The organism is Microbacterium sp. K36 (assembly GCF_004794355.1).
GTDB lineage: Bacteria > Actinomycetota > Actinomycetes > Actinomycetales > Microbacteriaceae > Microbacterium > Microbacterium paraoxydans_D.
This window is the reverse complement of sequence record NZ_SSDN01000087.1, coordinates 1-19506: the sequence shown is the minus strand read 5'-3', so window position 1 is coordinate 19506 and position 19506 is coordinate 1. Positions and strand designations below refer to the sequence as shown.

12 protein-coding genes are annotated in these 19506 nt (G+C 71.8%); 2 read left to right on the top strand and 10 right to left on the bottom strand.

What is annotated here, in order from left to right; genetic code table 11:
* Nucleotides 1–30: 30 nt before the first annotated feature.
* The 6 genes from DW296_RS16495 to recQ all read right to left on the bottom strand — a co-directional run bounded on the left by DW296_RS16495 (nucleotide 31) and on the right by recQ (nucleotide 13718).
* Nucleotides 31–5949, bottom strand: a complete 5919-nt coding sequence (locus DW296_RS16495; protein ID WP_168429031.1) for an Ig-like domain-containing protein — start codon at nucleotides 5947–5949, stop codon at nucleotides 31–33.
* Entirely contained in the window at nucleotides 5949–7082 is a 1134-nt protein-coding gene (locus DW296_RS11630; RefSeq protein ID WP_168429030.1) for a protein kinase domain-containing protein, read from the bottom strand. Before DW296_RS11630 ends, DW296_RS16495 begins: the two co-directional genes overlap by 1 nt.
* A 129-nt stretch (nucleotides 7083–7211) precedes the next feature.
* Nucleotides 7212–7781: a DNA-3-methyladenine glycosylase I gene (locus DW296_RS11625; protein WP_136052365.1), complete on the bottom strand. Its 570-nt coding sequence runs from the start codon at nucleotides 7779–7781 to the stop codon at nucleotides 7212–7214.
* Nucleotides 7782–8237: 456 nt separating this feature from the next.
* Nucleotides 8238–9284: an NAD(P)-dependent alcohol dehydrogenase gene (locus DW296_RS11620; protein WP_136052364.1), complete on the bottom strand. Its 1047-nt coding sequence runs from the start codon at nucleotides 9282–9284 to the stop codon at nucleotides 8238–8240.
* A gap of 98 nt (nucleotides 9285–9382) precedes the next feature.
* Nucleotides 9383–11446 carry an acyl-CoA dehydrogenase family protein gene (locus DW296_RS11615; protein ID WP_136052363.1) on the bottom strand — a complete coding sequence of 688 codons (2064 nt, stop codon included), beginning with the start codon at nucleotides 11444–11446 and terminating at the stop codon, nucleotides 9383–9385.
* A gap of 244 nt (nucleotides 11447–11690) precedes the next feature.
* Nucleotides 11691–13718 (bottom strand): DNA helicase RecQ, encoded by a 2028-nt coding sequence (gene recQ / locus DW296_RS11610; protein ID WP_168429029.1) that lies wholly within the window; start codon nucleotides 13716–13718, stop codon nucleotides 11691–11693.
* Between the two features lie 105 nt (nucleotides 13719–13823).
* Here recQ and DW296_RS11605 point away from each other — a divergent pair, with 105 nt between their 5' ends.
* Together DW296_RS11605 and DW296_RS11600 are read left to right on the top strand one after the other, a co-directional pair.
* Nucleotides 13824–14192: a GNAT family N-acetyltransferase gene (locus DW296_RS11605; RefSeq protein WP_136052362.1), complete on the top strand. Its 369-nt coding sequence runs from the start codon at nucleotides 13824–13826 to the stop codon at nucleotides 14190–14192.
* Nucleotides 14189–15106 (top strand): pirin family protein, encoded by a 918-nt coding sequence (locus tag DW296_RS11600; RefSeq protein WP_136052361.1) that lies wholly within the window; start codon nucleotides 14189–14191, stop codon nucleotides 15104–15106. Before DW296_RS11605 ends, DW296_RS11600 begins: the two co-directional genes overlap by 4 nt.
* 599 nt (nucleotides 15107–15705) lie before the next feature.
* Here DW296_RS11600 and DW296_RS11595 read toward each other — a convergent pair.
* From DW296_RS11595 to DW296_RS11580, 4 genes are read right to left on the bottom strand one after another with little or no spacing between them, the layout of a single operon-like run.
* A complete protein-coding gene (locus DW296_RS11595; protein WP_136052360.1) occupies nucleotides 15706–17163 on the bottom strand; it encodes a sodium/solute symporter in 1458 nt (485 codons plus the stop codon).
* Nucleotides 17160–17534, bottom strand: a complete 375-nt coding sequence (locus tag DW296_RS11590; protein WP_102208708.1) for a heavy metal transporter — start codon at nucleotides 17532–17534, stop codon at nucleotides 17160–17162. The genes DW296_RS11595 and DW296_RS11590 overlap by 4 nt, the downstream gene beginning before the upstream one ends.
* Nucleotides 17531–18250: a LytR/AlgR family response regulator transcription factor gene (locus DW296_RS11585; protein ID WP_136052359.1), complete on the bottom strand. Its 720-nt coding sequence runs from the start codon at nucleotides 18248–18250 to the stop codon at nucleotides 17531–17533. Before DW296_RS11585 ends, DW296_RS11590 begins: the two co-directional genes overlap by 4 nt.
* An 8-nt stretch (nucleotides 18251–18258) precedes the next feature.
* On the bottom strand, nucleotides 18259–19440 hold the full coding sequence (locus tag DW296_RS11580) for a sensor histidine kinase (protein WP_136052358.1): 1182 nt from the start codon (nucleotides 19438–19440) through the stop codon (nucleotides 18259–18261).
* Between the last annotated feature and the right edge of the window lie 66 nt (nucleotides 19441–19506).

Below are 19506 nucleotides of genomic sequence, written 5' to 3'. Positions count from 1 at the left end.
AAAGAGTATTCGTGTCGGTGTGCTCGGCGGTCAGGGGCACAGGCCCGTGATGCGATGCGTGATGGGGGTCAGGGTGGCGAAGGCTCCGGTCCACGTGATCTTCACGTCGAAGGTGCCGGGAGTGTCGACCAGGGGCGTCACCTCGAGGATGTACGAGCCGCGTGCCGCGGCGGACACCGTCACGACATCGCCCTCGACGACGGGCATGCAGGGCTGGAACACGGCGTTGACGACGGTCGGCGCGGTCGTCGCGGTGATATTCACCTCGCCGGAGCAGGAATTGCTCTGGGTGGCATGGCAGGCGCGGGCGCGGACCTGCCCCGGGGACGAATCGGGCGTGAGGGCGAAGTCGCCGACCCACTGCCCGTACAGGTAGTACTGCGGCACGAAGCCGTTCTCGACGTCGATGCGCGGCGCCGAGGCCAGGCCGTAGTCGTAGCGGTTCCCGTCGCGCCGGGGGTCCTTCGCGACCGTGTAGGTGGTGTCACCGCCGGGGCCGTCGACGAACGTGAACGTGAAGACCGTCGTGGTGGACGACTCGGCCACTCCGTAGCCGTTCGACGCGCACGCCTTGACGTAATACAGCTGGTACGGCCGCAGCCCCTGCAGAGAGGGGGACTCGGACCGCACCTCGCCGCCGGAGACCGACAGCGAGCCGTCTCCGTTCGCCGTGCAGCTGACGCTGCCCGATCGCCACGCGACATAGGTGACCTGGACGCCCCTGGTGCTGCCGTTGGCCTGTGCCGCGATGCCGGAGACGTTCACCGCCGTGTTCGAGACCGCCGTCGCCTGCGTCGTCGCCGGGTCGAAGTACACGGAACCGGCGACGGTCACGGATGTACGGAACCCGCCGCCTTCGTTGCCGCCGCCGGTGGGCGGCTGGAACTGGCTGATCGGGACGATCGTGAGCGTCTGCGCCCCCGGCGACAGCGCGATATCGGCCGTGGTGGTCGCCCCCGTGCGATTGATGACCTCGCCCGTCTCCTCGATCCGGAAGGAGACAGCATCGTCGGCGGCGTCGATCGATACCCGCACCGCCCCGCGTCCGCGGTCGGAGACTCCCGGTCGGTACTCCGGCGTGGCCGTCGCGTTCGCCACGACCGGGGCGGCGTAGGCCCAGCTCGTGTGCGGCGAGGTGGCGGCCGATGTGCCGACGGCGTTGACCGCTGCCGCCGTGAAGGTGTGCGGCGCACCGTTGGTCAGCCCGTTCACCGTGCAGCGGTACACGGCGCCGGCCGGACTGCAGGAGGCATTGGCCGCTGCCCCGTCCTGGAGGATGGTCACGCCCGACACCGCGGGGTGGGCGCGGCGCGCCTCGCCGAGCGGCACCTCCAGCACGACGGTCGAGCGGGTGAAGCCCACGGTGGTCACGCTCGCCGGTGCCTGCGGGAATCCCTGCAGGTCGAGCGTGAGGGTGCCCGTGCCGGTCCGCCCCTGCGCGTCGGCCACCACGAACGAGACCACGCACTGCCCGCCCGGCGCCTGCCCGCCACCGGGCCAGCTCGCGGTGATCGTCTTGGAGCCCGCCGTCGAGAGCGAGGCGACGTCGCAGCGCGATCCCGCCCCGAGCGACATCAGTCGCAGCCCGGAGCCCGGCTTGCCGGCGAAGGGATCGTACTCGCCCGCCACATCGACGACGTCGATCGAGCAGCGAGCGCTGGTGACGACGCACTGCTTCGTGAAGGTCGCTCCCCGCGGGGCGTCCGGTGGGGCCGCGCCCACGACCAGACGCACGGAGGCTGAGGGCTGCCCGTACTGCGGCACCGTCACGCTGACGTTCTCGGTGTTGCCCGGTCGCGCGTCGGCACGCGCCTCGATCGTCAGCTTCGCCCCACTCTGCGTGACCACGAACGCCGAGCCCGAGTACACGATCCGGTACTCGAGGGAACCCGCGTTGCCCTCGCGTCCGCCTTCCCACGCGGCCATGTTGGCGTAGAGGTCGACGCTCTCCGTGGCCCCCGGCGCGATCGTGTGCGAGATCGAGGAGAGCAGCAGCTGCGGTTCGGACGGACGGATGCTGACCGGGACGTCGATGTAGGACCAGCGCTTCTGTCCGTCCAGACGCACCGGGATCAAGCAGGTGTCCGACCACGGCGCCTCACGACCGGCACGGTACTCCGCCGTGCGGGGGCCGTCTGCCGCGCACGACGCCGCAGCCCGCTGCGCGGTGAACGCTCCGGAGCCGATCTCCACGGCATCCGACGACGGCAGATCGAGGTAGTCCGGCACCGCGAAGCTGACGGCCGCGTCCTCGTCGACGACGACCGGCGTCGCACCGGGGACGAGCTGGACCTGCATGTCGTCGAACGCCGGGATCCGCAGGAAGCCGTAGGCGGTCACATCCCGTCCGCCGGCGGCGGTTCCGGTGAGTTGGAAGGGCACCAGTGCACCCTCCTTCGGCGCGGCGCCGATGATCCGGTTCCCCTTCACCGTGTACCCGGCCTGTTCGCCCCACAGGCTCAGACGGAGTGACGAGACGTCGCCGGACGGCCAGCGCACCCGGTCCGTGACGACGTCGACGCCGCCGTCCACGAGGTCGTCCCGGTCGCGCGCCGTGAGCACGGTGTCCGTCACGACCGGCTGGTCGGCGACCGTGCCCTCGGTCACGGTCAGCACGATGAGGCCCTGTGCCGTGCTCCCGGTCCGCGTCGACTTCACGGTGTAGAAGTAGGAGTTCGTCCCCGCCGTCTCCCCGGCGCGCAGCACGACGCGGCCGTCCTTCAGGGAGGTGTCGGAATCGATCAGTGCATTCAGCCGCTCGTACAGCGGGTTCCCCTTGACGGGAGGCGCGTTCGGGACGAGCGCGGTGATCTCGAGCTCGCTCTGCGCGGGGTCGAGGTCGTTCGACCGGGGGTCCAGCACGACCGGTGTGCGAGACCCGGCCTCGACCCGGACGTAGTCGCTGAACGTCACCGGAGCGGCGTCCTCGACGTCCGCGTCCAGGACGCCGATGCGGACGGCGCCGCTGCCTTCCTCACCCTGCGGGTCGCGCACGGTGTACCGGAACGACACCTGTCCGCCGTCCACTCCCCCGGCCGGGGCCCGGTAGACGATCGCCTCGCCGCTGGCCGAGATGGTCGCCGTGCCCCCGCCCTTCTTCGGCTGGTCGACCCCGGACAGCACCACGCGGTCCCCGTCTCCGTCCATCCCGGTCGTCGGCACCGGAATCGTCACGGTCTGCCCGCTGAGGACGCGACCGGTGAGAGCGATCGGCGTGGGAGCGCGGTTCGTCCCCGGCGGGACGACGGTGACCGTCACGACGCCGTCGTCGGACAGGGACGGGTTCCGTTCGAGCGAGACCGAGTACGTCAGTCGATAGGTGCCTGGTGTCTTCGGTGCCAGGTAGCGCAGCGCGTTGCGGTCGGCGAAGACGAGTTCGTCCGGTTCGCCCGACCCTGTCACCTCCGGGAGCACGAGGAGCGGCTCCCCGCGGGGGGCGACGTCGTTGGCGGCGACCTCGATGCGCGTGAGCGAGCCCGCCCGCACGGTCACCGCGTCCGGGAAGACGATCGGGCGGGTGACGGTGGACGGCGGGGTGAGGAACACGCTCACCGTGCCCTGGACGGCCCCGCCCGCGCCATCAGCGACCGTGACGGTGGCCTTCCCGATCAGGCCGGGCTCGCCGTCCTCCGTCGTCCCGTTCACCCGCAGGCTCTCGTTCCCGACCACGCGCACGTTGAGCTGGGGGGTGGAGCTCACGGCGTCGGACAGCAGCAGCACCCGTCCGCTGGTGTTCTGCACCGCGCGGAGCACATCGACGGTCGTGTCCTCGCCCTCGCGCACGAATGCCGTCAACGGCGCCATCGCGAGCGCAGCGGAGCCGTCGACCGCCGTGACGCGGATGACCGCGGACTGCTCGGCCTGGGTCGTGGCGTCCTGCGCGGTGTACGTGACCACGTACTGGCCGGGCTCTGCCGCGGTCAGCTCCACCGTGCCCGCCGCCGCGTTGGGGGTGACCTCGAAGCCCTGCGCGGTCGCGGCGGTCTGGACGGCATCGACGAGGCGATACGACCCGGAGCCTCCGGACAGATGATCGGAGATGCGGATCGACTGCCGCTCGCCGACGCGGGCAGTCACCGCGACGGCCGATGCCTGGAGGGCGGGGCTGCCGCTGACCTGGACCTCGAGGGTCTTCTCCGCGGTCGCACCGTGCACGTCCTGCACCACCACCGTGACCGGGATAACGGCATCCGCGGCGTTCGGGTCGGTGTGCCGGATGGCGACGCGGCCGTCGTCCGTCGGCGCCACCATCACCGGCGCCGAGGGATCCGTCTCATAGGCGTCGCTCAGGATGAAGGCATCGCCCTCGGGGTCGACCCAGCCGGAGAGCGCTGAGACGATCGTGCTGCCGCCGGCGAGGATCTGCGGCGTCGGCCACTCCTGCTTGCAGGCGTCGACTCCGCACCAGACCGGGGCGGAGTTGACTCCTGGATCGACGACCGTCAGCGTCACCGTCGCCGGCGGCGAGACGGCCGCACCGTCTGTCACGGCGTACGTGAAGCTCGCCTGGCCCGAGCCCGCCTTCACATCGACGACCAGCGACTGCCCGTCCGCCACGAGCGCCAGTTCCCCGAATGCGGGATCGCTCAGGCCGGACGCGACGGATTCGGGATCGATCGTGAGCACGTCCTTCTTGTTCGGGTCGTGATCGTTCAGGAGGACCGGCAGGATGACCTGCTCCCCCGCACGCACGCCGAACGCGTCGTCGACGGCCACCGGCGGAAGCTGCTCCGCCACGTCCTCGACGACGATCGTGCCCTCCTGCTGCTCGGTGTCGTCCTCGATCTTCCACTGCTCGAGCGGGATCAGCACGCCGTCCGGCGCCGTCCAGATGAGGCCCGTCCCGGTCTCGACGAGCACCGCGCGGTCGCCGTTCCCTTGGAACACCGGCTCGATGGCGGCCGCGTCGAGGGTCTCGTCCGGGACCTGCAGCGGGGTGGTCTCCCCCGCGCTCCACAGGGTTCCGCCGCCGCTGTCGAGCCACGCCGCATAGGTCTCCCCGCGGACCGTGACCGGTGCGGCGGGGACGCCGGAGGCCTCCGCCACCCGGTCGGCCTCTCCGGACGCGAGGTCGACGGAGACGAGGCCGTCCGAGTCCGCGACCAGCACCGCGTCGCCCTCGGCGGCTCCGCGCTGCAGGCGTGCGTCCTCGGCGACGTCGAGCGTGACCGCCGCATCGCGTCCGGAGAGCCACAGCTCGCCGGAGGTCGGCTGCAGCATCGCCCAGCGTTCCCCGACGACCGCGATCGCCAGGCCCTCCCCGGCTTCCGGCGCATCGGCCACGGGTGACTCATCCCCCAGGAACCGGTGCTCGTCGATGTCGAACCGGCGGACCGCCCCTTCGTCCGCGGAGTAGAGGACGAGCAGGCCGTCCGGTGAGAGCCCGATCGCATCGGCGGTGTAGGTAGGCGGGTCCTCCCCCTCCTCGACCTCGACCTCGGCGAAGGGATCGACGAGGGCCGTCCCCGCCCCCGGTGCCAGGGTGGACACCGAGACCTGCCCGGTGTCGGTGCGGTAGGCCACGTAGACCCCGGCGGAGAGGACGTCGCGGGTCCCGGCGGGGGTCGGCTGCGAAGCGAGCGGCGTCCCCTCCTCAGAGCTGTCAGAGAGCAGATCGGCGGGGCTGGCCGGATCGACGTCCCACCGCTGCCGATTCCCCTGTGCGTAGAGCACCGTGCTGGAGCCGCTCTGCCAGACCGCCTCAGGGTCATCGACGTCGCGGACCGTGTCGATCTCGGCGAGCTCGGTGTTGACGCGCGCATACTGCCCGCTGTCGCGCATGACCCAGACCGCCGGTTCGAGACGCGGCACCTCCTGCGACTGATACCCCTGCGCCGTCACCGCGAGCGCCACGACGACCACGAGCGCCAGGGCCCCGGAGATCAGCGCGATCAGCTTGCCCCTGGGCGGGGTCGCCGCCTCGGCGCCGGTGCGGTTGCCTGCCGCCATCAGAGGATCCCCGTGAGGAACAGGACCGCGGTTCCCAGACCCGCGATGACGGCGGCGCCGATCACGGCGCCGACGATACCGACGACCAGGGGGGACCGGCTTCGGCCACGGGCGCTCGCGGGGACGTCGTCCCGCTCACGGGGTGAGGCGTGCGGACGGGCGGCGCGCGCCGCCCTCCGCGAGTCGGGCGCGACCGTCGTGATGACCGGCCCGCGGACGCTCGTATCCGAGAAGTTCACCGGCGCCGCCGCGGCCCACTCCGCCGACGCCGCCTCGAAGGCCGTCGGCGAGATGCCGAGCTCGTACTGCGCCCAGCGCAGCTTCTCCGCGAACTCCGCCATGCTCGCCGGCCGCTTCGCCGGGTCGCGGTGCATGGCGCTCGCGAAGATGTCGTCGATGATCGACGGGATGCCGGGGACCGGCACCGCCGTGTAGCGCGCCTTGATGATGCGGTCCGTGAGCTGGTCGCGCGAGTTCGAGCCGCGGTCGGCGCGTTCGAACGGACTGCGTCCGGCGAGCAGCGTGTACAGCGTCGCGCCGAGGCTCCACACCTCGCTGGGGATCGATCCGGACACGCGTTCCTGCAGCACCTCGGGGGAGCTCCAGGGCACGGACATCGCGATGGTCTCGCCCTCGCCCTCCTCGATGACGGCGGCCGCGATGCCGAAGTCGGCCAGCACGGGCGCGCCGAGCGAGTTGATGAGCACGTTCGACGGCTTGATGTCGCGGTGCAGCAGCCCGGCCCGGTGCACGGTCTCCAGAGCGCCGGCCATGCGGACGCCGATGTCGAGCACCTCGGCGAGCGGAAGCGGAGCCTTCTTGTACCGCGCACTCATCGTGTCCGGGCAGTACTCCATCGCGAAGTACGGCCGCCCGTCCGCCGAGATGGACGCCTGGTAGATCGTGACGATCGAGGGGTGAGCACTCAGCCGCGCCGAGATGTCGGCTTCCACATTGAAGGTCTGCAGCACCTCGGGGTTCACGGCATCCGCGAGCAGGACCTTGACGGCGACGACGCGGCGCGGCATGTCCTGTTCGTAGAGGAACACGTCGGCGAACCCACCGGACCCGAGCGGGCGCACGTAGCTGTACCCCGCCAGCGTCGGCGGTGTCGCTGCCATGCGCGTTGCCACACCTGCTCCTCACGGTCTGATGGGAGACCGCGCGCCTGCAGCCGCCCGGCGTCGTGCGCCGGGGGATCCCCCGATGTGCCGAGTATATCGGGCGAGGGACGGTGGCCCCGCGCTCTTCTCGTCGGGCCGTCAGGCCTTCCAGCACCCCGCGATGTGGTCGTCCACCATGCCCGCCGACTGCATGAGGGCGTACATCGTCGTCGGCCCGACGAAGCGGAACCCTCGCCGCCGCAGTTCCTTGCTCAACGCGGTCGATTCCGGGGTGACAGCGGGGACGTCGGCGAACTCGCGTGGCCGTGCTCCGGTCGCCGGCGGAGCGAACGACCACATCAGCGCGTCGAGCTCCCCGTCCGCCATCGACTCCACGATCCGCGCATTGCCGATCGTCGCCAGGATCTTGGCGCGGTTGCGGATGATGCCGGTGTCGGCCATCAGCCGTTCCACGTCCGCCTCGTCGAACGCCGCCACCGCCTCCGGCTCGAACCCCGCGAACACCTCGCGGAACCGCGGGCGCTTGCGCAGGATCGTGATCCACGAGAGTCCCGCCTGGAACCCCTCCAGCGCCATCTTCTCGAACAGCGCACGGTCCCCGTGCAGCGGCGTCCCCCACTCTTCGTCGTGGTACCGGCGGTATTCTGCGTCGTCGCCGACCCAGGCGCAGCGCGCGCGGGAGTCGGGCCCCAGGAGGAGGGAGGTCATCCCCTCACCGTATCCGCCCCCACCGACGCCCCCGCTCCCGTCCCACGTCCCTCGCCCCCTGCCCCTTCCCCGTCCCGCGTCCCACGTCCCTCGTCCCTCGTCCTCGGTGCGAGTTCACTTCCGCCCCTCCCCTCTCCTCCCCAGGCCCGTTTTCCATCCCGCCCCGCCCCAGACCTCCATCGCGGGATCGAAAAGGGCCCTTCGGCGCAGATCCGCGGCACCTTTCCCATCCCGCACCGAGCGCGGCGCCCAGACCGAGGTCCTCCGGCAGACGGTGCCCTCCGAGACCAGCGCGGAGTCAGAACCGCGCCTGCGCGGCCCTCATCCGGAGACTTTTCCGTCCCGGCTCTGCGGACTCGAAGTTCGCGGGACGGAAATCGCTCCTCAGGCAGGCACCGGGGGTGCGATTGTGATCCCGCGACGGAGCGGACGGACTCGGACGGGACCGGGACCGCGTCAGTCGGCGAAGGTGGCGGCGTCGATGACGAAGCGGTAGCGGACGTCGGACGCGAGGACGCGCTCGTACGCCTCGTTGATGGCCGACGCGGGGATGACCTCGATCTGCGCGGTGATGCCGTGCGCGGCGCAGAAGTCGAGCATCTCCTGAGTCTCCCGGATGCCGCCGATGTTCGAGCCGGCGATGGAGCGTCGTCCGGCGATCAGCGACCCCGCGTTCAGGGCGAGGGCCTCCGCCGGAGCACCGACGCACACGATGGTGCCGTCCACGTCGAGCAGCCCGAGGTAGGAGCGGAGGTCGATGACGGCGCTCACGGTGTTGAGGATCACGTCGAAGGAGCCCCGCAGGTCGCGGAAGGTGTCGCGGTCGCCCGTCGCGAAGTAGCGGTCGGCGCCCAGGCGGAGGCCGTCGTCCTGCTTCGCGAGCGTCTGCGACAGCACGGTCACCTCCGCGCCGAGGGCGTGCGCGATCTGCACGCCCATGTGACCGAGGCCACCGAGTCCGATCACCGCGACGCGCGTGCCTGGGCCGACCTTCCAGTGCCGCAACGGCGAGTACGTGGTGATGCCCGCGCACAGCAGGGGAGCCGCCGCGTCCAGGGGCAGGGCGTCCGGGATCCGCAGCACGAAGTCCTCGGTGACGACGACCTGCTCGGAGTAGCCGCCCTGGGTGATCGTGCCGTCGCGGTCGACCGCTCCGTAGGTGCCGACGGCGCCCTGCGTGCAGAACTGCTCGTCGCCGCGGAGGCAGTACACGCACTCCCGGCACGAGTTCACCAGGCAGCCGACACCGACGCGGTCGCCGAGGGCGTGCTTCGTGACCTCGGACCCTACCGCGGCGACCGTTCCGGTGATCTCGTGTCCCGGGGCGAGCGGGTACTGCTGCGGGCCCCAGTCTCCGCGGACGGTGTGGATGTCGGAGTGGCAGATGCCGGCGAAGGCGATGTCGATGAGGATGTCGTGCGGGCCCAGCTCCCGGCGCTCGATGACGGTCTTCTCGAGCGGGGCGGCTTCGGCGGGGGCGGCGTAGGCGGTGACGGTCGACATGATGCTCCTCGGGTCGGTACTCGCCGAGACTATCCGCCCCCGCCGATGAATCCGCTGTCCGGAGGACCCGGGCCGTCTGTGCGGCCCGGGCCGACCGCTCAGCGCTTCTGCCGCTTGAGGGTCTTCTCCAGGACGGGAGCCTGACCGGTGGCCTCGAGGTCGGCGTAGTACGCGCGGGCCTCGTCCTGCCGCTGCTTCTCCGCACCGCTCGCGATGGGAGCCCGCACGTGCTCGGGCTCGTAGCCGAACGCGTCCACGAGGTCGAGCGCGTACGGACGCAGCCGCGCGCACAGCCGATCGATGTAGCTCGACACCGCCGCGGCCCGCTGGGTGGAGAGCCGCCCGTGGATGAGGTGCCAGGCGAGGTGCTTCTCGATGAGCTGCAGACCGAAGAGGTCACGCAGCCAGGTCATGACCTTCTTCGTCTCGGCGTCGTCCATCGCGTGGACGGCGTCGGTGAAGGCCTCCCACTGCAGCAGCTCGCCGTGCGCCCTGGCCGCCTCGATGAGCTCGGCCTGGTTCTCGTTGAACAGCCGCGCCCCGAGCACCTTGTCCTTGCCGGCGGCACGCAGCCGGGTCGCGATGTCGGCGACCATCTGCTGCACGCGACCCGCGAGGAGGTCGTGCTGCTGCTCCTCGCGCAGTCCGCGCTCCACCGACCGGGCGACCTGACCGAAGTCGGTCACCGCCTGACCGAGCTGACGGAGGCCGGCGCCGTGGAACACCTTGCCGGCGGTCATCCCCACGGCGTAGCGCGCGAGCGCCGCGGCGTCCTTGCCCTGGAACTGCTTCGCGTAATCGGTCAGCAGCCGCTTGCCCACGAGCTGGAGCAGGACGTTGTTGTCGCCTTCGAACGTGACGTAGATGTCGAGGTCGGCACGGAGCCCGACGAGCCGGTTCTCGAACATGAAGCCGGCGCCGCCGCACGCCTCGCGGGCTTCCTGCAGCGTGTCGAGCGCATGCCAGGTCGACAGCGGCTTGAGCGCCGCCGCGAGCGTCTCCAGGTCCTCCCGGTCGTCCGGGGTGTCGGTGCGGCCGGAGAAGACGCCGTCGAACTTCTGCAGGAACTCGTCGTGCGCGAAGATCTGCGCGTACGTGGTGGCCAGGCGCGGGAGCAGACGGCGCTGGTGCTTGCCGTAGTCCATCAGCACGACCTCCTGCCCGTCCGCCCCGTCGAACTGGCGACGCTGGGTGGCGTAGGTGATCGCGATGTGCAGGCCGAGCGCAGAGGCCCAGGAAGCGGCGCCGTCGAGCGAGACGCGTCCCTGCACGAGGGTGCCGAGCATCGTGAAGAAGCGGCGGCCGGGGCTGTCGATCGCGCTGGAGTAGGTGCCGTCCGGGGCGACGTCGCCGTAGCGGTTCAGCAGGTTCGTGCGCGGGATGCGCACCTGGTCGAAGGAGAGCCGGCCGTTGTCGATGCCGTTCAGTCCGCCCTTGAGGCCGTCGTCCTCGCGACCGATGCCCGGCAGATCCACGCCGTCCTCGCCGCGCAGGGGCACGTAGAAGCAGTGCACGCCGTGGTTCACGCCGTTCGTGATGAGCTGGGCGAAGACCGTCGCCGCGATGCCGTGCAGCGCCGCGTTGCCGAGGTACTCCTTCACAGCTCCCCGGAACGGCGTGTGGATGACGAACTCCTCCGTCTCCGGGTCGTAGGTGGCGGTGGTGCCGACCGCGGCGACGTCGGAGCCGTGCCCGATCTCGGTCATCGCGAACGCGCCGGGGATCGACAGGTCCATGACACCGGGGAGCCACTTGTCGTGGTGCTCCTTCGTGCCGAGCTGCAGGATCGCGGAGCCGAAGAGGCCCCACTGCACGCCCGACTTGATCTGCAGGCTCGGGTCGGCGGCGACGAGCTCCTCGAATCCGGCGATGTTGCCGCCGTTGTTCTCCTCGCCGCCGAAGCGCTTCGGGAACGCCCGGTGCACGGCCTTGTTGTCGACGAGGAGGTGGAGCTGGCTGAGCACGCGCTCGCGGTGGTCGTCCTTGCCGAGCTCGTCCTTCCGCCAGAACGCCGAGTCCTTGATCATCTCGCGGGCCTGGCGGCGCACGTCGCCCCAGGTGCCCATCAGGGCGTCGTTCAGGCGGGCGACATCGATCCGCGGGGCGGTCGCGCTCTCGCGCGGGTCAGGTGTCGTCGAAGGGCGGACGGCGGCGTCGACCATGAGCGTTCCTCTCGGAGAGACGAAGGTGGATGCCTCTCATGGTAGGTGTGCGACAAAACGACACGAAGTCCCCTGTCCGCATCCTCCAACCATCGGCCGCCCCGTCTGCGCCTGTCGTTGTCGGCTCGCGACAGGATCCGCCGCAGCACCTCCGTCGACCCACCCCGTTCCGTGCGCCCCGGCCCCCTGCGAGCGTCCGCAAAGGGGTGGCTCGCGCGGAAGAGGGTGGGTCGACGGGAGAGCGTCAGGAGGCGGCGATGACGGCGAGGACACCGTCGCCGTAGGCCTCGCGCTTCTTCGCACCGATGCCGGTGATGCCGTCGAGGTCGGCGTGCGACGTGGGCCGATGCTCCGCGAGCGCACGGAGCGTGGCATCGCCGAAGACGATGTACGCCGGGACGCCCTGTTCCCTCGCCGTCTCGGCCCGCCAGGCCCGCAGCGCCTCGAACAGCTCCCGGTCGCCGGCGTCGAGGGCGTCGGCGGCACTCGCCTTGCGGGCGCGGGACGGCGAGGACGGGCGTCCGATCGTGTCTTTCCGGAGCGGCACCGCGGTCTCGCCGCGCAGCACCCCGGCCGCGGCCTCTCCGGGAGCGAGCGTGCCGTAGTCGCCCTGCGCGACGAGGATGCCGCGGGCGAGGAGCTGGCGCACCACGCTCCGCCAGTCCTGGTCGGAGAGGTCGGCGCCGATGCCGTAGGTCGCGAGGGCGTCGTGCCGCTGCTGGCGGATGCGCTCGGTCGAGGCCCCGCGGAGGATGTCGATGAGGTGGCCCGCGCCGAACGCCTGATTCCGCTCCCGCTTGAGCCGCACGATCGTGGACAGCAGCTTCTGCGCGGGGACGAGCCCGTCGAAGGTCGCCGTGTCGTCGAGGCACGTGTCGCAGTTGCCGCACGGCTGCGAGTCCTGGCCGAAGTACCCGAGGAGGTTCTGCCGACGGCACGCCACCGTCTCGCACAGCGCGAGCATCGCGTCGAGGTGCTGCCCCATCCGCATCTTGAAGGTGCGGTCGCCGGGGCTCTGATCGATCAGACGGCGCTGCTGCACCACATCGCCGAGCCCGTACGCCATCCACGCCACGGACGGCTCGCCGTCGCGGCCGGCGCGGCCGGTCTCCTGGTAGTACCCCTCGACCGACTTCGGCAGATCGATGTGGGCGACGAAGCGCACGTCGGGCTTGTCGATCCCCATGCCGAACGCGATGGTGGCCACCATCACCACGCCGTCTTCACGGAGGAAGCGCGACTGGTTCGCCGCCCGCACCTCGGCGGGCAGACCGGCGTGATACGGCAACGCGTCGAGACCCTGCGCGGCGAGATAGGTCGCCGTCTGCTCGACGGACTTGCGGCTGAGCGCGTAGACGATGCCCGCCGCCCCCTCCGGCTGCGACCGGATGAACTGCACGAGCTGCTTGCGGGGATCGACCTTCGGGACGATGCGGTACTGGATGTTGGGGCGATCGAAGCTCGCCACGAAGTGCTTCGCCGCGTCGAGGTGCAGGCGCTCGGTGAGCTCCTTGTGCGTGGCCCGCGTCGCGGTGGCGGTCAGGGCCATGCGCGGGACGCCGGGGAACCGCTCGCCCAGGTCGCCGAGGGCGAGGTAGTCGGGCCGGAAGTCGTGACCCCACTGCGACACGCAGTGGGCCTCGTCGATCGCGATGACGCTGAGCGTGCCGCGCTGCAGGAGAGCGGTCGTCTGCGCGCCCGACAGCCGCTCCGGGGCGACGTAGAGGAGATCGAGCTCCCCGGCGACATAGGCGCGCTCGACCTCGCGGCGCTCCTCGATCGACTGGGTGGAGTTGAGGTACGCGGCTTTCACACCGTTGGCGCGCAGCGCGTCGACCTGGTCGTGCATGAGCGCGATGAGCGGGCTGATGACCAGTCCCGTGCCCTCCCGCACGAGAGCGGGCACCTGGTACGTGATGCTCTTGCCGCCACCGGTGGGCATCAGGACGACGGCGTCGCCGCCGCCGATGACCTGCTCGACGATGGCCGCCTGGTCGCCGCGGAAGTCGTCGTAGCCGAACACGGTGTGCAGTGCCTCGCGGGCCGTCGCATACCGGCTGGGCGTGGCGCGGCGGACGGCCGGCGCGGTGGTCACCGCGGTCGTCGGCCCCGGACCCCAGTCGAGGGGCGGCTCGAAGCCCGCGCCCTGCGGCTCCCAGTCCATCGGCTCCGGCGGCTCGGTCGGCTCCCACCCGTCGTCCCAGGGCTGGTCGGATGCCGCGTCCGGCTCGGGGATCCATCCGTCGTACGGATCGCGGGGAGTCTGCGGCATCCCTCCAGCGTAATCACCTCGACGGACAGCGGCACGGCGACGTCCACAGGTCCGGACCCTCGATCCCGGGCGTAGGTTGGTTCCAGACGCCGGAAGGAGCATCCGATGACCGACATCACCGTGACCCGCAACGACGAGGCCTCCCGCTACGAGATCCGTTCCGATGACGTGCTGGCCGGGTTCGCCGAGTTCGACACCCGCCCCGGCGCGATCCGGTTCCTGCACACCGAGATCGACCCCGCCTTCCAGGGCCAGGGCCTGGCCGGGAAGCTGGCCGCGGCGGCACTGACCGACGTGGCGTCGAGGGGCGACGCGATCGTGCCGCTCTGCCCGTACATCGCGAAGTACCTCCAGACGCACGAGGTGCCCGGCGCTGAGATCCGCTGGTCGCAGCGCCCGGGGTCGACGGCGGACGCCCCGGTGCAGGAGAAGTCGGCCGGCGCGGACGAGGACCCCACGGGCAGGGCGGAATGATCGGGCAGCGCCGGATCGTCCTCGAGCCGCGGGCGGTCCCGCTCGGCGGCGTGCGCGGCATGGAGGTGCTGCGGGTGCTGCCGCATCGCAACCTCCCCACCATCGGCGCATGGTGCTTCCTCGACAGGTTCGGCCCGGCCGAGACCCGGATGCGCGTCGAGCCGCATCCGCACATCGGTCTGCAGACGGTGACCTGGCCGCTGGTCGGCGAGATCCGGCACCGCGATTCGCTGGGCAGCGACGCCGACCTCCGGCGCGGACAGCTCAACCTCATGACCGCGGGCGACGGCATCTCGCATTCGGAGTACTCCGTGGGCGACGGCCCCGTCCCGCTCGACGCGCTGCAGTTCTGGGTCGTGCTCCCGGAGTCCGCGCGCCACGGCGACGGCGGCTTCGAGCGGCACACCGACCTGCCGACGACGACCCTCTCGGCCGCGACCGGATCGGACGCCACGGCCACGGTCGTGCTCGGCGAGTTCGCGGGCGTGCACTCGCCGGCGACCGTGCACACGCCGATCGTCGGGGCGGAGATCGTCGTGCCGGCCGGAACCACGGTGCGCCTGCCGCTGCGGCCGGACTGGGAGCACGCACTGCTCCTCGTCGAGGGCGACGCCGCCGTCCCCGAGCACGCGATGACCCGCAACGACATGCTCTACCTCGGCGATTCCCGCGACGGCGTCGAGGTGACCAGCAGCGAGGGCGGGCTGCTGTTCCTCCTCGGGGGTGAGCCGTTCGAGGACGAGATCGTCATGTGGTGGAACTTCGCCGGGCGCTCCCACGACGAGATCGCCGCCGCCCGCGAGGACTGGGAGGCCGCATCCCCCCGGTTCGGTGTCGTCGAGGGGCACGACCAGCGCATCCCCGCGCCGCCGCTCCCCCCGGTGCGCCTGATGCCGCGCAGCCGCACCCTCTGACCCCCGCACAGGCACTCCCCCTGTTTCAGGCACTCCCGCTGATTCAGGCACTTCCCGCTGATTCAGGCACTTCCCGCTGATTCAGGCACTTCCCGCTGATTCAGGCAGTCCCGCCAGCACAGGCACTCATGACTCTCCCTGCCTGTTCTCACGCCACTGCCTGCCCTCGGGCGCGACCTCGCTGACGCGCCTGAACAGGCACCCGCGCCAACGCAGGCACTCCCGCCAGAACAGGCACTCCCTGCCTTCCCTGCCTGTTTTCGCGCCACTGCCTGCCCTCGCGCGCAACCCCGCTGACGCGCCCGAACAGGCATCCACGCCAACACAAGCCCTCCCGCCACTTCAGGCCCTCCCGCCAGTTCAGGCACCCACGCCAGCACAGGCACCCACGCCAGTTCAAGCAGCCGCGCGAGTTCAGGCACTCCTGGTCCTCCCCGCCTGTTCTCGCGCCAGTGCCTGCCGTCGCGCTGGAGCCTCCTGACTCGACCACACCGACCCTTCCCGCTGTTCAGGCACTCGCGCCGGCTCAGGCTCGATGGGCTTTCACCTGCCTGAACCCGCGTGATCGCCTGTTCCAGGAAGCAGGTGCAGAAGGGGACTCAGGCGCGGTCGGGGGTGTGCACGCGGGCGAGGAAGCGGTCCGTGCGCGGCGAGGGTCCGCGAGGGTCGAGCAGCGACACGGCGACCGTGACCCCGGTCGCCAGCGGGATCGTCCAGGCGGCGGGCTGCGCGAGGTACGGTGCCGCGACGCCGACCCCATCCACCGCGGCGTGCACGAGCAGGGCGAGCCCGGTCGCGACACCGCCGCACACCATGCCCGCGACCGCCCCGCGCGCGGTGAGGCCCCGCCACCACACGCCCAGCAGCACCACGGGCGAGAGCGTCGACGCCGCCACGACGAACACCACCCCCACGCTCGCCACGAGTCCCGCGGGAACCGTGAGCAGCGCGACCCCCAGCGGCACGAGCGCGCACAGCACCGCGGACAGCCGGAAGGAGCGCACAGAGCCGGAGAAGACGTCCTGACTGATGACCCCCGCGAGCGAGACCACGAGCCCGGCCGACGTCGCCAGGAATGCGGCGAAGGCCCCGGCGACGATGAGCGCCGTCAGCAGCTCACCCGCGAGCCCAGGGAACACCCGCGACGGGAGCTGCAGCACCACGGTGTCAGCGACCCCCGGCCGCGCGAGGTCGGGGGCGGCGATCCGCGCCAGGAGCCCCATCGCGCTCGACACGGCGTAGAACGCGCTCACCATGGCGATGACGATCACGGTGGTCCGCCGCGCGGAGGCTCCGGTCGGGCTCGTGTAGAACCGCACCAGGACGTGCGGCAGCCCCATCGTGCCGAGGAGGAGGGCGAGCAGCAGCGACGCGGTCTCGTAGGCGTCGAAACCGGACGGCCCGGCCTCGGCGGGGAAGACCAGGGCGGGATCGAAGTCGTGCGGTCCGCCGCTCAGGGCGAACGCGATGCACACCACCGGCACCAGGAGCGCGGTGAGCTTGAGCCAGTACTGGAACGCCTGCACGAAGGTGATCGCGCGCATGCCGCCCGCGGCGACCGCCGCCGCCACGAGCACCGCGATCGTCACGGCGCCGACCCACTCCGGCAGCCCGGCGACCACGACGAGCGTGATGCCGGCGCCGTGCAGCTGCGGCACGATGTAGAGCCAGCCGATGATGAGCACCGCGAGGCTGGTGACGCGGCGTGCGGCGGTCGAGTCGAGCCGGGCCTCGACGAAGTCGGGGATCGTGTACGCCCCGCTCCGGCGCAGGGGCGCGGCCACGAACACGAGCACGAGCAGGTACCCCGCGGCGTACCCGATCGGGAACCAGAAGCCGCGGGCGCCGTCCAGCAGCACGAGCCCGGAGAGGCCGAGGAAGGTGCCGGCCGACAGGTACTCGCCGCTGATGGCCGAGGCGTTCCAGACCGGACGCACCGTACGCGACGCCACGAAGAAGTCGCTGGTCGTGCGCGACACCCGCAGCCCGTACACGCCGATGAGGAGGGTGGCGAGCACGACCAGGGCGACCCCGACGAGGTCGAGCACGGCGTTCACTCGCGGTCTCGCAGGGCGCGGTACCGCCGCTCGTTGCGGACCGCCGTGCGCACGTACAGCACCGCGAAGACGAGGATCACCGGGTAGAACGCGAAGGCCTGGAGGAGCCACGACAGCGGCAGCCCGCCGAGGACGACGGCGTCGACCTCGGGGATGAGCGCGATCCCGAGCGCCAGAGCGACGACGACCACCACGAACCCGGCGACGGTGCCGAGCGCGAGCCGGAGCTGGCTGCGCATCAGGGCACGGGCGTAGACGGCGTCGGCCTCCGCGACCGGGGCTCCGGGCAGCGCGATGCCCCGCGTGGCGGCGGAGGAGCGGCGCGGCGGGGTGTCCGCGGTGACCCGCACCCGCTTCGGCGCCTCGGTCACCCCGTTCCCTCCCCCCGCACGAGCGCCTCCCGCACCGCCGCGACGAGCCTCCTGCTCACCGGCAGCACGGCCGTGCCGACGACCACGACGGGCTCCCCGCCCGACAGCCGCGCCTCTGTCACCGCGTCGATCCGGACGAGGGTGGAACGGTGGATGCGGAGGAATCCGGCCGGCGCCCACCGCGTCTCGAGCTCGGAGAGCGGGATGCGCACGAGGTGGCCGGGCCCGTCGTCCTCGGTGTGCAGGCGCGCGTAGTCGCCCTGCGCCTGCACCCAGCGCACGTCGCTGCGCCGGACGAACCGCACGGACGCGCCCACGGTCACCGGCAGCACCTCGTCCTCGCCGCGCGGCGCGGCCTCCTGCGCGACCACCCTGTCCACGGCGCTGCGGAGCCGTTCCCGCCGGACCGGCTTGAGGAGGTAGTCCGCCGCGCGCAGCTCGAACGCCTCGACCGCACGGGCCTCGTCGGCGGTGACGAAAACGACCGCGGGCGGCTCCGCGAGACCGAGGAGCGCGCGGGCGAGCTCGGTGCCGAGCAGGCCCGGCATGTGGATGTCGAGGAACGCGATCCGCACCGCACGCGCGGAGAGCTGACGCAGCGCGTCGGCGCCGTTGCCCGCGGTGAGGATCTCGCCGATGCGCGGGTCGGCGCGCAGCAGGTGCACGAGCTCGTCGAGGGCCGGCTGCTCGTCGTCGGCGACGAGGACGTCGATCATGCCGCTCCTCAGTCGTCGTCCGGGTCGTGGAGGGGCTGCGATTTCGGGACTCGCATGCGCACCAGGGTACCCGCGCCGGCGTTGGTCTCCACGACCAGACCTCCCCCGGTGCCGTAGACCTGGCGGAGCCGGGTGTCGACGTTGCGCAGACCCACGTGACCGCCCTCCTCACGCGCCGTGAGCAGGGCGCGCAGCCCGTCCGGGTCCATGCCCACGCCGTCGTCCTCGACGAGGATCTCGGTGTGCGTGCCGTCGTCGCGGGAGGTGATGCGGATCTCGCCCCCGCCCTCTCCCGGTTCCAGGCCGTGCCGCACCGCGTTCTCCACGAGCGGCTGCACCGAGAGGAAGGGGATGACCGTCGCGAGCGTCTCCGGCGCGATCAGCAGCGTCACCCGCAGGCGTTCCCCGAACCGCGCGCGCTCCAGTTCGAGGTACGAGTGGATGCTGCCCAGCTCCTCCGCGAGGGTGGTGAACTCTCCCTGCCGGCGGAAGGAGTAGCGGGTGAAGTCGGCGAACTCGAGCACGAGGTCCCGGGCCCGGTCCGGGTCGGTCGTGATGAACGAGGCGATCGCGGTGAGGGCGTTGTAGATGAAGTGCGGGGAGATCTGGGCACGCAGAGCCCGGAGCTCCGCCTCGGCGAGCTGGGTGCGGGAGGCCTCGAGTCCGCCGAGCTCGACCTGCGCCGCGCACCAGTCGGCGACCTCCTCGGCCGCCCGCACGAGCGCGGCCCGCACCGGCGACGCGAAGGCGACGACCACGCCGACCGTCACCCCGTCGACGAGGATGGGCGCGCCGACCGCCTCCAGGTCGTCCGTCCGCGAGGGCGCGGGGAACACCTGCCGCCGACCGGACGCGCGCACCTGGGCGGCGATGCGCACGGCGGCGGATTCGAGCCCGTCCGCGGCGCCGTCGAGGGTGACCGTGTCGTCCTCGCCGACGATGGCGACCGCGGCGCTGCCCAGCAGGGCGCGCAGGTGCCGGGCGGCCTTGACGGCATCCGGCCCGGTCAATCCGCCGCGGAGGTGCGGGGCGGCGAGACTCGCCTGATGCAGCGCCCGCAGCGCCCCCTGCTCCGCCTCGCTGCCGAGGTCGGCGGACCCGCGCGCGAACCGCCGGGCGAGCAGCAGCAGCGCCGTGAGGGCGATGCCGCCGAGCGCGCCGAGGATCGCGGCGAGGACGACGTCGTTCATGCGCTCAGCCTAGGGACGCGCGGGCGGGCTCAGCGACCCGCGCTTCGACAGGCTCAGCGACCCACC

What these genes read in the sequence shown, in the direction of transcription:
- DW296_RS11580 (WP_136052358.1), bottom strand. Translation starts at nt 19,440, where the DNA reads ATGAACGACGTCGTCCTCGCCGCGATCCTCGGCGCGCTCGGCGGCATC.
- DW296_RS11620 (WP_136052364.1), bottom strand. Translation starts at nt 9,284, where the DNA reads ATGTCGACCGTCACCGCCTACGCCGCCCCCGCCGAAGCCGCCCCGCTC.
- DW296_RS11625 (WP_136052365.1), bottom strand. Translation starts at nt 7,781, where the DNA reads ATGACCTCCCTCCTCCTGGGGCCCGACTCCCGCGCGCGCTGCGCCTGG.
- DW296_RS11600 (WP_136052361.1), top strand. Translation starts at nt 14,189, where the DNA reads ATGATCGGGCAGCGCCGGATCGTCCTCGAGCCGCGGGCGGTCCCGCTC.
- DW296_RS11585 (WP_136052359.1), bottom strand. Translation starts at nt 18,250, where the DNA reads ATGATCGACGTCCTCGTCGCCGACGACGAGCAGCCGGCCCTCGACGAG.
- DW296_RS11605 (WP_136052362.1), top strand. Translation starts at nt 13,824, where the DNA reads ATGACCGACATCACCGTGACCCGCAACGACGAGGCCTCCCGCTACGAG.
- DW296_RS11615 (WP_136052363.1), bottom strand. Translation starts at nt 11,446, where the DNA reads ATGGTCGACGCCGCCGTCCGCCCTTCGACGACACCTGACCCGCGCGAG.
- DW296_RS16495 (WP_168429031.1), bottom strand. Translation starts at nt 5,949, where the DNA reads ATGGCGGCAGGCAACCGCACCGGCGCCGAGGCGGCGACCCCGCCCAGG.
- recQ (WP_168429029.1), bottom strand. Translation starts at nt 13,718, where the DNA reads ATGCCGCAGACTCCCCGCGATCCGTACGACGGATGGATCCCCGAGCCG.